General features: G+C 70.8%; 12 protein-coding genes. 6 read left to right on the forward strand and 6 right to left on the reverse strand.

Annotation, left to right across the window (positions count from 1 at the left end; translation table 11 throughout):
* Positions 1-107: 107 nt before the first annotated feature.
* Together NUM_RS17460 and NUM_RS17465 are read left to right on the forward strand one after the other, a co-directional pair.
* Positions 108-764: a hypothetical protein gene (locus tag NUM_RS17460; protein WP_207125923.1), complete on the forward strand. Its 657-nt coding sequence runs from the start codon at positions 108-110 to the stop codon at positions 762-764.
* The gene (locus tag NUM_RS17465) at positions 719-2,617 is read left to right on the forward strand and encodes a glycoside hydrolase domain-containing protein (RefSeq protein ID WP_207125924.1); all 1,899 of its coding nucleotides are present in this window, start codon (positions 719-721) and stop codon (positions 2,615-2,617) included. Before NUM_RS17460 ends, NUM_RS17465 begins: the two co-directional genes overlap by 46 nt.
* A 58-nt stretch (positions 2,618-2,675) precedes the next feature.
* Here the strand turns inward: NUM_RS17465 and NUM_RS17470 are convergent, their stop codons facing one another.
* Entirely contained in the window at positions 2,676-3,179 is a 504-nt protein-coding gene (locus NUM_RS17470) for a cupin domain-containing protein (protein ID WP_207125925.1), read from the reverse strand.
* Positions 3,180-3,259: 80 nt separating this feature from the next.
* Here NUM_RS17470 and NUM_RS17475 point away from each other — a divergent pair, with 80 nt between their 5' ends.
* Complete coding sequence (locus NUM_RS17475; protein ID WP_207125926.1) at positions 3,260-4,171, forward strand: LysR family transcriptional regulator; 912 nt, start codon at positions 3,260-3,262, stop codon at positions 4,169-4,171.
* A gap of 53 nt (positions 4,172-4,224) precedes the next feature.
* Here NUM_RS17475 and NUM_RS17480 read toward each other — a convergent pair whose 3' ends face one another.
* Complete coding sequence (locus NUM_RS17480; protein ID WP_207125927.1) at positions 4,225-5,136, reverse strand: HEAT repeat domain-containing protein; 912 nt, start codon at positions 5,134-5,136, stop codon at positions 4,225-4,227.
* Between the two features lie 464 nt (positions 5,137-5,600).
* Between NUM_RS17480 and NUM_RS17485 the strand changes: the two genes are divergently transcribed.
* On the forward strand, positions 5,601-7,259 hold the full coding sequence (locus NUM_RS17485) for a carboxylesterase/lipase family protein (RefSeq protein WP_207125928.1): 1,659 nt from the start codon (positions 5,601-5,603) through the stop codon (positions 7,257-7,259).
* A 139-nt stretch (positions 7,260-7,398) separates the two neighbouring features.
* On the opposite strand, the gene NUM_RS17490 is transcribed toward NUM_RS17485, so the two are convergent.
* A complete protein-coding gene (locus NUM_RS17490; RefSeq protein WP_207125929.1) occupies positions 7,399-8,262 on the reverse strand; it encodes an alpha/beta fold hydrolase in 864 nt (287 codons plus the stop codon).
* 4 nt (positions 8,263-8,266) lie between these two features.
* On the opposite strand from NUM_RS17490, the gene NUM_RS17495 reads away from it, so the two are divergent.
* On the forward strand, positions 8,267-8,530 hold the full coding sequence (locus NUM_RS17495) for a hypothetical protein (RefSeq protein WP_207125930.1): 264 nt from the start codon (positions 8,267-8,269) through the stop codon (positions 8,528-8,530).
* 142 nt (positions 8,531-8,672) lie between these two features.
* Positions 8,673-10,937, forward strand: a complete 2,265-nt coding sequence (locus NUM_RS17500) for an NACHT domain-containing protein (RefSeq protein ID WP_207125931.1) — start codon at positions 8,673-8,675, stop codon at positions 10,935-10,937.
* Between the two features lie 167 nt (positions 10,938-11,104).
* Here NUM_RS17500 and NUM_RS17505 read toward each other — a convergent pair whose 3' ends face one another.
* From NUM_RS17505 to NUM_RS17515, 3 genes are all read right to left on the reverse strand, one after another.
* Complete coding sequence (locus NUM_RS17505; RefSeq protein ID WP_207125932.1) at positions 11,105-12,214, reverse strand: hypothetical protein; 1,110 nt, start codon at positions 12,212-12,214, stop codon at positions 11,105-11,107.
* A gap of 130 nt (positions 12,215-12,344) precedes the next feature.
* Positions 12,345-12,899, reverse strand: a complete 555-nt coding sequence (locus tag NUM_RS17510; protein WP_207125933.1) for a DinB family protein — start codon at positions 12,897-12,899, stop codon at positions 12,345-12,347.
* Between the two features lie 56 nt (positions 12,900-12,955).
* A partial coding sequence (locus NUM_RS17515; protein WP_207125934.1) for an MFS transporter occupies positions 12,956-13,590 on the reverse strand: 635 nt, incomplete at its 5' end.

Below are 13,590 nucleotides of genomic sequence, written 5' to 3' on the forward strand. Positions count from 1 at the left end.
CCGCCAGCCAGAGTGGGGACGAGTCGATTGCCAACCGGCCGCGCTCTCTCTAGGGTGAGCCGCGAATGACAGCGTTGTCATCACGGCCGTAGTTGATGGAGAGGGCGATGGGTGTGCGCAGGTTACGGGTCGGGGTCCGGTGCGGGGCGGTGGTGGCAGGCGCGGCGCTGGTGCTCGGCGTGCTCCAGCCGGCCGGTGCGGCGCCGCAGCAGCACGGCAGGCAACACGGCGAGCTGCCGCTGACGCAGTACGTGAACCCGTTCATCGGCACCGCGGTCTCGTCGACCAGCGGGTACGCCGGGAATGTGAATCCGGGCGCGCAGGTGCCGTTCGGCATGGTCGACTTCGGGCCGGACACGCCGCGGACCAACTTCAACGGCTCCGGCGGCTACCTCACCGGCGCCGACGCGACCGACGGCCGGATCAACTTCTTCAGCCTCACCCACCTCAACGGCCCGGGTTGCCCGGGGCAGGGCGTGGTCGGGATGATGCCGGCGTCCACCCCGCAGGCGGTCGCCTCGGACACGGGCGTGCCGACCGGCGTCGGCTTCCAGACGGCGAACGAGTCGGCGTCGCCCGGCTACTACTCGGTGCGGCTGGACAACAAGGTCGGCGTGCAGTTGACGGCGACGACCCGCACCGGGATGGCGCAGTTCACCTACCCAGGCAAGGACTCCGGCTACTTCCCCTGGACACCCGGCTCAACGCCAACAGCAACATGGCCAGCACCGCCGGCAAGGTGTCGGCCGACAACACGGCGCTGAACATCGCCGACCACGGCCGGGTGCTGACCGGCAAGACGGTCGCGCCGGCGTTCTGCACGCCGTACGGCACCCAGTTCAACTCCAACGTCTACTTCTACGCCGAGTTCGACAAGTCGCTGCGCGCCCAGCCGGCCGGCAGCACCCTCAACACGGTGCAGCACGGTGCGGCACTGCTGCAGTACGACCTGAGCGGCGCGGACCGCACGCTGACCATGCGGGTGGGCATCTCCTCGGTCAGCGTGGCCAACGCGAAGCTCAACCTCGAGACCGAGAACGCGCGCTCGCGGTTCGCGCAGGTGCGCGGGCACGCGGACGCGGCCTGGAACGCGCGGCTCAACAGCGTGCAGATCGACGAGGCGGCGCATCCGCAGCGCCTCACCGGCGCGCAGCGCGACAACCTGACCAAGTTCTACACCGCGCTGTACCGGGTGTTCGGCACGCCGACGATCTACTCCGACGTCAACGGCGACTACCGCAGCATGACCGCGACACCGCCGTACCCGAGCTCGGTCGACACCGCCGGGGGCGTGGAGGAGCGGCCGGTCGCGAACGTCGCCGACGACACGTTCACCCGCCCCGACGGCAGCACCGGGCACCCCCGGTACCACTACACGGGGCTGTCGATGTGGGACACCTACCGCTCCGACGCGCAGCTGTTGGCCATGCTGGCGCCGAGGGAGGCGAGCGAGGTGATGCAGTCGCTGGTGGTCGACGGCGAGCAGTGCGGGGCGTTCCCGCACTGGGTGGACGCCAGCGACGACTCGACGCCGATGGCCGGTGACAACGCCCTTCCCGTCCTGGCCGCCTCGTACAGCTTCGGGGCCACCGACTTCGACGTGACCACCGCGGCGCGGCTGGTCAAGCAGTCGGTGTTCGACCCCACGAGCGCCTGCAACGGTCGGGCCAGCATGGCCAGCGCCCAGCGGTACCTCGCCGACGGCTACTACCCGGACACCACCTCGCCCAACATCGAGCAGTACGCCGTGGACCACGCCGCGGCCGCGTTCCTGTCGGCGTTGCCCGCCAGCGTGCGGTCCGACCCGAGTGTGCAGGTCAGCCAGGCCGACATCGCCACGCTCGACGACCGGGCCGGCTGGTGGCGGCACATCTTCGATCCGAACAACGACACCATCGCCGCCCGCAAGCCGCCGACCAGTACCGGTGAGCCCGGTGAGCTGGAGGCCGGCTGGTACCACGAGTCGACCGAGCCGAACTACTTCTGGTCGTTCGGCTACGCCTGGCCGGAGCTGATCGACGCGATCGGCGGCAAGTCCGCGGCGGTGGACCGGCTCAACACGCTGTTCTCGGTGGACTCGGCGCTGACGAAGGTACCGACACTCCAGCAGCTCAACGGCGGCCAGGACTCCCAGGGCTTCTACATGGGCAACGAGATGGGATTCCCGGCCCCGTGGGCGTACAACTGGGCCGGCAAGCCCGCCTCGACGCAGTACGTCGTGCACCAGTTGCTGCACACCGCCTTCGGCACCGGCCGTGACGGGTTGCCCGGCAACGACGACATGGGCGCGGAGTCCAGCTGGTACGTGTTCGCCTCGCTGGGGATGTTCCCGGCCTCGCAGGCCGACGGTGGGCTGGCGCTGTCCACCCCGCAGTTCCCGTCCGCCACCGTGCATCTGGGCAACCACCGGCTGCGCATCCGTACCGACCGGGACGCCGCGAGCGCACCGTTCATCAGCTCGCTGCGCGCCGACGGCAAGAGCCAGGCCCGCTCGTGGCTGCCGCTGGACACGCTGCGCTCGACCAACACGCTTCGCTACACGCTCAGCAGCAGCCCGACCGCATGGGCGAGCACGGTGGCCCCGACCGGCCCGGTGGCGGCGAAGCCCGCGGGCTGACCGTACCTGCAGGGAGCGCCTCGGCCGCGCCCACGGGCTCAGCCGGGGCTCTCACCGCCTACGGATTCTCGCTGAGATCGGTGGCGGGCTCGGTGGCGTAGCGCCGCATCGCCTGGATGCTCGCCGGTGGCGTCAGCGCCTGGCCGCTGGCGATCATGTCCTGCAGGTCGCGGAAGTACTGCACGTACAGGTCCGGCGTGAAGGTGCTGAGCATGGTGGCCGGCTCGTCGGTGACGTTGGCGAAGGTGTGCGGAGCGCCGGGCGGGACCATTACCAGCGTGCCCGCCGTGGCGTCGTGGTCCTTGTCCGCGACGGTGAACCGCACCGTGCCGGAGATGACGTAGAAACCCTCGTCGTGCTGGGCGTGGCGGTGCTGCGGTGGTCCGGGGGTGTGCGGCGCGAGGACGGACTCGGCGAGCCCGAGGCGGTGTCCGGTGTTGCTGCCGTCTTCCAGGATGCGCAGTCGCGTGGTGCCCAGGACGATGGTCTCCCCGTCGCCCGGGCCGACCACCGAGACGGCGGGGTCGGCCGCCGGCCCGGTGGCTGTCGGTTCGTCGGTCATGCCTCGATTCCACTGCCAGGGCAGTGCCCCTGTCCAAGACCTATCCCGAGACCGCGATACCCGATGGGTATCGTCGCTGTATGGAACTGCGGTCCCTGCGTTACTTCGTGGCCGTCGCCGAGGAGCTGCACTTCGGCCGGGCCGCCGCCCGGCTGCACCTGAGTCAGCCGCCACTGAGCCGTGCGATCAAGCAGCTGGAAACCGAGGTCGGCGCGGAGCTGTTCGTCCGTTCCCCCGCTGGTGTCACGCTCACCCCGGTCGGCGAGGTGTTGCTCGACGAGGCGCGCTCCCTGCTCGCCCGCGCCGACCAGGCGCGCGTACGCGTGGCCGCGGCCGCTGGTGCCGCCAGCATCACCGTCGGCATCCTCGGGGACAGCACCGATCCGCGGGTGACCCGGCTGGCCGTCGCCTTCCGCCGGCAGCACCCGCGCGTCGAGGTACGTGTCCGCGAGACCGAGCTGACCGACCCCACCTGCGGGGTGCACGCCGGGCTGGTCGACGTGGCGCTGACTCGCCGGCCGTTCGACGAGACCGCCCTGACCGTACGGGAACTGCGCGCCGATCCGGTGGGCGCGCTGCTGCGGGCCGACGATCCGCTCGCCGGCCGCGACAGCCTGAAGCTCGCCGACCTGGCCGACCGCCGCTGGTTCCGGTTTCCGGAGGGCACCGACCCCCGCTGGCAGTCGTACTGGCACGGTGGACAACGTCGCGAGGGCCCGGTGGTGCGCACCGTCCAGGAGTGCCAGCAGGCCGTTCTCTGGAACGGCACGGTCGGCATGACCGTCCTGGACCACGAACCCGCCGACGGACTCGCGGTGGTGCCACTGATCGACATGCCACCCAGCCGCGCGGTGGCCGCCTGGAACCAGCGGCACACCAGTCCGCTGATCCGCTCGTTCTTCCAAGCCGCGACCACCGCCTACGCGGGTGGCACGGCGCACACGGGCGCCGCCGGCGCCCCTTCCCTTCCCTCCGACCCGTCGCGGGTGTAGGGCTCGAACTCCCGGCGTCCCGGCCCGCCTCTGAGCTGCCAGGTCGCCGCCTGTCAGGCAGGATCGAGGATGCGGCGCAGTTTCTCGGCCCGGGCCTGGCTGGCGTCATCGCCCTGCTCGAAGTGACCTACCGCGGCAGCAACGACCTTCCGGCAGGCCGCGTTGCCGCCAAGCCGCCACTCCACCAGGTAGCGCATCAGCGCGTCCGCGGCGGCGTCGCGGTGCGCGCACGCCGGGTCCTGCGCCAGGCGGGCCGCGATCTGCACCGACAGCAGGTGCCCGTCGCCGGTCAGCCGCTTACTCAGGGTATGCAGCCGAAGCAGCGCACTGTCGATCTCCCAACTCGTGACGTGGGTGATGTCCGGTGCGCCGCCCAGCGACTCGGCCGCGTTGTACGACGAGGTACTCGTCGTCCACCAGCTCTGGTGATCGCGCAGCGTCTGGTAGATGTACTCGACGCTGGTCTGGTCGCCGACCTCCACCAGCGACCTCAACGCCAGGTACGACGGGTGCTTGACGAGGAGGGCGCCAAGCTCTGCCAACGCGTGCTCATCACCGGCCTGTACCAGCATCTTCATGGCCTCGTGCGAGTTGTACTTCGTCACGCAGGCTCGCAGGTGCTCGGCCGCGCGGGGGTCGCCGGTGTTCAGCAACGCCCGCAGGCCGTCCAGAGAGTTGTTGTCGACCCTGGTCAGGAAGGCGTCCAGGGCATCCGCGGAACGCGGGTCGCGAAGCTGGGCGAGCTTGCGGGTGGCGCAGTTGCGCACGCTGCTGTCCCGGGAGTCGAGCTGCCGGCAGACCTGGCGCACGACGCGCAGCGGAACCTCGGTCACCTGGCCCTTTTCCAGCCGCTTGGTGCAGCCGTCACAGAACATCAGTGGGGCCATTCTGAGCCCGACGCGGGTGGCGTGCTGGTCGCGCTTCCCGCAAAGCTGACACCGCACCCGAGGTACACCCGCGCCCATGGCATGACCATAGCCGCATCTCGGTCACGGCTCAACGCCGGCGTGGTCGGTCCCGGTGGGCGGCCCGCGGCGCGGTCGCGTTGCCGCGCACGTCGTCCCGTCGCGGCTGGCCCGCCGCGCTACCTGCCCGGGGGTTGTCGGTGGAATGCATTGCAAGCATGTTGCGATAGCAGTACTTTCGCCACAAAGAGGATCTATCGACTGGTCGGTCAGGTGGCTCGACATGGGTGAGATCCGGTGGTGGTTCGAGCGTCGCTCCCGCTCGGGCGTCGTGGAGGTGGCTTCCCGCGTGCGCGTCGGTCACGGAGCCCGAGGACGACGCAGACCCACCCCCGGACCATCCGGCGCAGGGCCCGATGGTGTCGGAGACGCTCGCCTGACCGTCCATTGAGGACCGTCTCGCGTGTGGTAAGCCCAGATCCTCGGCTCCACGAAACGCAGGACTGCGTGAGGGGAGCACCCAGATGGCCCACTTACCCGACGACAAACGCCGGTGGCGACCGGGTACCACGATCGCCGCCGCCGGCATCGCGGTGATCACCGCGCTCGCGCTGGCGGTACCGGCACTGTGGACGCGCTCGCAGCACGGCGCCGCCGCCCCGTCGTGCACCTCCGGCACCACCGTGGCCACCGCGGACGGCCCGGTCTGCGGCACCAGCGCCGATGGCGTGACCTCGTACCAGGGCGTCCCGTACGCGGCGCCGCCGGTCGGTGCCCTTCGCTGGCGGCCGCCGCAGCCGCACCAACCGTGGAGCACGACGCTGCCGGCGACCCAGCCCGCCAAGAGCTGCCCGGAGCCCAGCGTGGCCGGCGCCGACACCAGCGAGGACTGCCTGTACCTGAAGATCGAGAAACCGGCCGACGCCAAGCTCGGTGAGCATCTGCCGGTGATGTACGAGTTCCACGGCGGCGGGTTCCTGGGGGAGAACCGTACCGACCAGGGCGAGAACCTGGTGCGCACCGGGCGGGTCGTCTACGTGTACGTCGGCTACCGGCTGGGCGTGCTCGGTTTCCTCGCGCACGCGGCGCTCGGCGAGCACTCCGGCGACTACGGCCTGCAGGACCAGCAGGCCGGGCTGCGCTGGGTGCAGCGCAACATCACGCACTTCGGCGGCGACCCGCACAACGTGACGGTCTTCGGCGAGTCGGCCGGCGGCGCGAGCGTCTGCGACCAGGTCGCCTCGCCCACCGCGAAGCGCCTGTTCCAGAAGGGAATCAGCGTCAGCGGCTTCTACAACTACGAGAACAACACCATCTGGTCGAAGGCCGACTGCAAGTCCACGTACTACACCGAGTCGCAGGCGCAGCGCACCGGCGCCCAGTTCGCCGCGAAACTCGGCTGCGACCACGGGGACGTCGCGGTGTGCCTGCGCAAGGTGCCCGTCGCCACGCTGGTGGACAAGGGCGGCCAGTTCGTCGATCCGACCGCGGGCGGCACGATCGGCCCGATCGTCAACGGCACCACGCTGACCATGTCGCCGGCGAAGGCGTTCGCCACCGGTCACGTCAACCACGTCAGCCTGATCACCGACGTGGGACGCGACGAGTTCAACGGCGGCATCTATGCGAACCAGCCCGGACTGCACACCGTGGTCGCCGACACGCCGGCGCAGTACCGGCAGCTGACCACCGAGCAGTTCGGTCGGCTCGCCCCCACGGTGCGGCGGCTCTACCCGCTCAGCCGGTACTCCTCGCCGTTCATCGCCTACCGCACGATCATGGCCGACTCGGCGTCGGTGTGCCCGCTGCTGACCGCCAACGACAACCTGGCCCGGCACATCCCGCTCTACGCCGACCTGGACGAGGACGCCGACAACCCGGCGCACGAGATCACCGCACCGGTCGGCGCCGTACACAGCGGGACCAACCTGCTCGTGCACTACCCGTCCGGAAAGCTGGATCCCAACCAGGCCGCGCTGCAGGACCAACTGCTCGCCGAGTGGACGAGTTTCGCCCGCACCGGCAACCCGGCCGCCGCGCACAGCCCGACCTGGCCACGCTACGACCGGCAGCACCAGCAGGTCCTGTCGATACGCCCAGCCGGCGCGAGCCTGTTGATCCCCACCCAACAACTACGCGACCAGCACCACTGCACGTTCTGGACTCATACAACGCACTACTGACTCACGCCGTGCGGGCGCGATGGTGCGCCCGCACGGTCACCGCGCCCACGGATCATTGACCGGTCGAGTCATACAGACCGGGCGCCGCTACATGCTGGGCTGAGGAATCAGCGGCGGCACGTGAAGGATCAGTGCCTGGTCAGCTGGCCGTTGGGTTGGCCTGGACTGCGGTGCGCAGCACCGCAGCGAACTGTTCCGGTGCGTCCAACCACGGACTGTGCCCGGCGTTCGGGAGGATGCTGACCTCGCAGCCCAGTTGTTCTCCCAGGCGTCGCAGGGCATCAGCGGGGCGGCTGTCGCCGGCACCGCCGATGATCACGGCGCCGGGCGGCAGGTGCTCACGCAGTTCGTCCACATGGGCTTCCAGCGGGTCGATCTTCTTGGCGGCGTTGAGCTGGGCGTTCATCGTGTAGTTGACCGGCCGTAGCGTGTGAGCTGATGCGAGCGCCCACTCCCAGGCCCGAGTCTGGTCGGCGTGATCGGTGAACCATGAGAGGGTGAGGTACTCGATCTCTTCGCTCTCCGTGCGCGACTCGATCGCCTCGAGTTCGTCGAGCCTTGCCTGCTGCTCGTCAGTACGCCTCGCCCGTTGCGCGGCTTGGTCGGCTTCTCGCCACGGGTCCAGGAAGGGCCCGGCGATCTGAACCAGACCGGCCACCCGCTCAGGATGGGCGAGCAGGAAGTAGCTGGCCATGTTGGTGCCGAACGAATGGCCCATCAACACCACCCGGTCGTGCCCCCACGCATCGAGCAACGACGCCAGGTCTCGAACGTGGCGGTCGATGGTGTGTTCTCCCTGCCAGGGCGAATCGCCGGTGCCGCGCTGGTCGTAGCGATGGATCAGACACAGGTCGTCGATCATGTGTGCGACCGGTGCGAGATAGTCGGGGAGGCCCGGCCCACCGTGCAGCAACACCGCGGGGAATCGCTGAGAGACCGTGGAGCCCGCAGTCCAGGTGCGTAACCGCACCTTGTCGTCCATCTCGATCATGGTCACGGTCACGGACGTGAGTATTGCCTACCGCGCCGGACGGTGGCAGACCGAGGCTGTTGCAGGAGCAGGTGTCCTGACGCGTTTCGCGCGCCTCTACGCGACGGACCGGGTGACTGCGCTCGACGTCGCCGTTCCAGCCGTCGTCGACGGCGCTCTGCCAGAGGGCGATGCCGACGAGCGCACCGAGCGCACCGAGCGCGCCGGAGATCAGGCGCATGGCTGCCACCGACGGTCCGGACCACTCGTGGCCGAACAGTTGGGCACTCGCCGATCCTGAACGGCAGATTCGCAGGATGGCGGCCGGTCCGCGGCACCGCGTGATCTGAGGACCGTCCGTCGCCGGTGGTGGTGGATCGGCCGTGATTTCGCGGTCGATCCGGGCGATCGTGGTTGGAACGGCTCATACATCATGGTCGGTTATGGGGAGAGCGACGACGCGGCGGCAGGCGGACTGGGCCGTCGGCCTGCTGGGGCTGGTCGGGCTCGTCGTGTCGGTGGCGCTGGTGTGGCGGCGGCTGCGATTCGGTGAGGTCGATCCGGTGTCGGCGGTGGTCGGGCTGGCCTCGCTGGCCGCCAGCGTGTGGCCGCTGTGGCGGGGCCGCCGGCAGGAGAACGACGTTGCGGTCGCCGCGGATCGGCTGGCCCGCTCGGTCGCTGCGGCCGAGCGACAGGAACGTGCCCGGCTGCTCGGCGACGACGACCAGGCGCTCGACCTCGACCTCAGCATCGAGCCGGCCGCCCGGCACGAGGGGAAGGTGGCCGCGGAGCGGCTGCAACTGCGTGACATCGGTACCCACTTCCGAGCGCTGCCCGTCGGGCGGCGGCGGCTGGTGATCAGCGGCGCGCCCGGGTCGGGCAAGACGGTCCTCGCGCTGCAGCTGATGCTGGACCTGCTGTCGCTGCGCGACCCCGGCGACGCGGTGCCGGTACGGCTCTCGCTCGAAGCCTGGCCCAACGACACGTCGCTGGAGGACTGGCTCGTCGCCCACCTGCAGGACGGCTACGGACTGAACACCGAGACCGCCGCGGCGCTGGTCGAGGACCGGCGGGTCCTGCCGGTGCTCGACGGACTCGACGAGATGGACGGGGCCGCCAAACCCGGCTACGAGTCGCGCTCCGGGAAGGCCGTACGGGCGATCAACGCCTACCGTGCCGGCACGGGCAAGGCGGATGTCGTGCTGACCTGCCGGACCCGAACCTGCCAGGCCCTGCAGGCCATCAAGGTGTGGCCCAGGGACGCGGTCCGTGTGCAGATCGCCCCGGTACGGCCGGCCACGGTGCGGGAGTTCGTCGAGCGGCGCTGCGACGACGCCGAGCGGTGGGAGCCGGTGCTGCGGCAACTCGACGAGCATCCGCAGGGGACTCTCGCCAAGGGCCTGTCCACGCCGTGGCGACTGACCGCGGCGGTGGCCGTCTACGAGCGGCGCGATGCGGCCACCGGTGACTGGACGCGGGAGCCGAGCGAGTTGCGCACCATCGCCCGCCGGGGCGCCGCGGGGTTGCGTGACTGGCTCAACGAGCAGTACGTGCGGGCCCGCGCGGTGGCCGGCCCGTACACCGAGGACCAGGTGTACGGCTGGCTCACCCTGCTCGCCGCGACCAACCCGCGCGCGGCCGCACGTGGTGCCCGACGTCCGCGTGGCGCCGCTGAGCCCGGTGCCGAACGTGGTGGCCAATCTGCGCGCGGCGCCGCCGGGCGCGGTGCCGCGGGCGCGGCGGGTACCGCGGGCGCGGCGGGTACCGCGGGCGCGGCGGGTACCGCGGGCGCGGCGGGTACCGCGGGCGGGCGGGTCGCCGCACGAAGGCTGGCCGACCGGTCGGGTTCGGCGAGTGACATCGTGCTGCAGCGGCTGGCGTTGTCGTGCGGCGCCGCGCGCCCGCGCAACATCGCCTTCCTCCTCGCCTGGCTGTGTCCGCTGGCGGCCTTCGCGGTCTCCGCGGCGCTCAGCGGCGGGCTGGTGCAGCAGCTCTCGTACGTCGTCACGGTGCTGGTGGTGTGCGCCGAATGCTGGATGATCAAGTTACGCCTCGACCGGGATCCGCCCAGTCGCCATCACATCGACGTCCGGCGGCTGGCCAGTGCCCGCGGTCTGTTGCTGTTCGCGTGGCGGTTCGCCGCCGGCCTGGTGTTCGGGTTCCTGCTGATGCTGCTGGCCGAGATGGCTTTCCGGCACTGGGCGGGCGGGTCGTGGAGCCTTCAGTTCCCGCTGGCCTGCGGGCTGGCGGCCGGACTGGGCAACGCGATCCTGTTCGGGTTGGGCGCCGACAGCGCCTCGCTGGCGGTACGGCCGAACGACCTGCTGCGCAACGACGTGCTCAGTGCCGTCGTCGGCCTGGTTCCGGCGAGCCTGCTGTGCGCGGTGGTGATCGGCGGGCAGGGCGGCGTGGCGTTCTTCTCCTACGACCTGCACCGTGGTGCACTGCTGGCCACGGCGCTGCTGGCCGTACTGACCGGAGTCGGCCTGGTGTTCGCCACCGGTGTCGGCCTGCAGGCCCTGCGGTACCTGGCGTTTCTGCTCAGCTTCCGCCGCTTCCAGGGCGCGTTCCTGCCGTTCCGGCTGGGCCGCTTCCTGGCCTGGTGCCACCGCGCCGGCCTGATGCGCGTCTCCGGCGCCGCCTACCAGTTCCGGCACCGCGAACTGCAGGACCTGCTGGCCCGCCGCGCCGGGAAAGCAAGCCCGTGACCTGTCACTGCGTGGATCCCGGATTGCCACCGGGCCCCGATGTCGACAGAAACCGTGACAGGCCCGGGGCCCCTGTCACGGTTTCTGTCGACGCTGCGAACTGACCGACACGCTCACGGCAGCAGTGACCGGTTCCCGCCGGCCGGCCCATCCCGAGACCGGATGCGTCAGGAGCGGGGTTTGAGGGTGAGGTGTTTGTGCTGGACGCTGGTGTCGTACTGCGGGTCGCCGCCCTGATAGGGGGTCGCCGAGACGGTCTTGCCGTCCACGACGAACGAGCCCACCGGCAGGTAGTTGAGTGTGCCGGAACGCAGGCTCGCCGGTACGTCGAAGGCGAGGTCGAGGTGGCCGCCGGCGGCGCTGGGCGCGTTCGGGTCGGTGCTGGTGTCGCCGCTGCTGGTGGGGTGGCCGGTCAGGGTGGCGCCGCCGGCGGTCAGGGTCAGGCTGCGCGCCACGTCCGGCTTGAACTGCGACAGGCTGTCGGTGTTGAAGCCGACGGTGACGAACAGCCAGGCGCGGCCCTTGCGCGCCCAGCCGAGCTTGTCGGCGTACGGGGCGAGCGCGGCCTTGCCGCTGGCGGAGGTCAGGCCGGCGGTGCTGTGCGGACCGGTCACGTAGTACGCGTCGTCGAACGAGGGGCTGGCCGCGCGCACCGGGTAGTACAGCGGGCTCGCGGTGCGGGTGCGCTTGCCGGTGCGCAGGTCGAGGTCCTGCGCCCGGCCGCCGTCGTTCATTCGCAGCGCGACCGGTGCGCCGGCCGGCACCGACACGATGATCGTCTCGTCGGCGATCAGCTGGCCGGGCACGCTGCGGCTGGTGCCGTCGACCACGAGGGCGGCCTTGCTGGCGTTCAGCGCGTCACCGTCGTAGCCGGGCAGGCCGGGCTGGGCGGCGCCGGTGCCGCTGGTGCTGTTCGGGGTCAGGTGCGCCAGTACGAACTCGTGCCCGGACCGGGCGTGCGCCGGCAGCGCCTGGTCACCGAGCTGGGCGACGCCGAGCTGGTCGGCGGTGAGCGTCGTCGCCCGTGCCACCCGGTCCAGTTGCAGGAACGAGTGCGGCCCGACCAGCACGGACGTGCTCGGTGTGAGCTTCTTGGTGCCGCTGATCCCCTGGTACGTGCGGCCGATCGAGGTGGTGAAGTCGGCCGGCACGGTGGAGCCGCTCGCCGATGGCGACGGCGTCGGCGAGGCCGCTCCGCTGCCACCGGGCGGGGTGGCGCATCCGGCAGCGAGCAGCATCGCCGCCCCGATCGTGACCGCCGCTACCGCCCGCCGCATGCCGCCCCCTCGTCGCCGCCAACCGCACAGACGTTAGCGCCTCGCCGCCGCGGGGCCGAGCCGGCCCGCACAGCCGTACTGCCGCGCGCGGCCCGGCGCACGGCAGTACGGACCGCGGTGGGGTGGCGGCTCAGCCCATGGACTTGGCGCCGTCGATCGCCTCGCGGATGATGTCGGCGTGGCCGGCGTGCTGGGCGGTCTCGGCGGCGATGTGCAGCAGCGTGCGGCGCACCGACCAGCGGGCGCCGGGCTCGTTCCACGGCGCGTCCGGCAGCGGGTGGCTGGCGTCCAGGTCGGGCACGGTGCGTACCAGCTCGTCGGTGTGCTGGGCGACCTGCTCGTAGCGTTCGAGCACGCCGGCGAGGGTGTCGCCGGGCAGCATCGCGAACTCGTCGGCGCGGGCCTGCAGGTCGGCCTCGGTCATCTTGGTGAAGTCGGGCATCGCGGCGGGGCCTTCGACGATGAAGGCGGCCCAGCCGCGCTCGACCGAGGTGACGTGCTTGATCAGCCCGCCGAGGCACAGCTGGCTGGTGGTGCTGCGCAGGCCGGCCTGCTCGTCGGTCAGGTCGCGGGTGGTGAAGCGCAGGAAGTGCCGCTGGTGCGCCAGCATCTCCAGGATGTCGGCGCGCTCCTGACTGATCGCAGGCTGCTCGTCGGTGCTGGTCGGCTCGTTCACGGTCGTCATGATGCTCCCAAGCGGTTCGTTCTCGCTGTTGAAGACGAGGTTAGCCGGCCTTGCGGTCAACTCCTGTCCTCAGCCTGCGCGGGAGTGTGACCGCCGTAGCGCAGCAGGCTGGGTACCTTGATCGCCAGGCCGACCAGGAACAGCACCAGCAGGCTCCCACTGATCACCGTGGTACCGGGAACGCCGAGCACCGACGCGACCGCGCCGAGCATGATCGTCGACAGCGGCATGATCCCGATGGCGAGTTCCTGCAGCCCCAGTACCCGGCCCTGCACGGCCGCCGGGGTCAGCATCAGCAGCAGCGTGGTCTGCAGGACGCCGAACGCCGAGCTGGCCAACCCCACCCCGGCGATCAGCGCGAACGACACCGGTACCGAGCCCGAGATCGCGAACGCCACCCACAGCGTGCCCCACAGCGCCGTGCCGCCCACGAACATCGCACCCTTGCGCCGGAAGTCGCCCAGCGCGGCGATGACCAGCGAACCGACCAGCCCGCCGATCCCGCTGCACGTCAGCAACCAGCCCAACCCGCCGGCGTCCAGCCCCAGGTGCACCTTCGCGAACACCGGCATGAACGCCTGGTAGATCGGCCACAGGAAGATGTTGGCCACCAACGTGATCAGCAGTACCGCGGCGGCCAGCCGGTTGCCGAACACGGTACGCACGCCGCTGGAGACCAACTGCCGCAACG

Origin of the sequence: Actinocatenispora comari (assembly GCF_017312725.1) — a bacterium.
GTDB lineage: Bacteria > Actinomycetota > Actinomycetes > Mycobacteriales > Micromonosporaceae > Actinocatenispora > Actinocatenispora comari.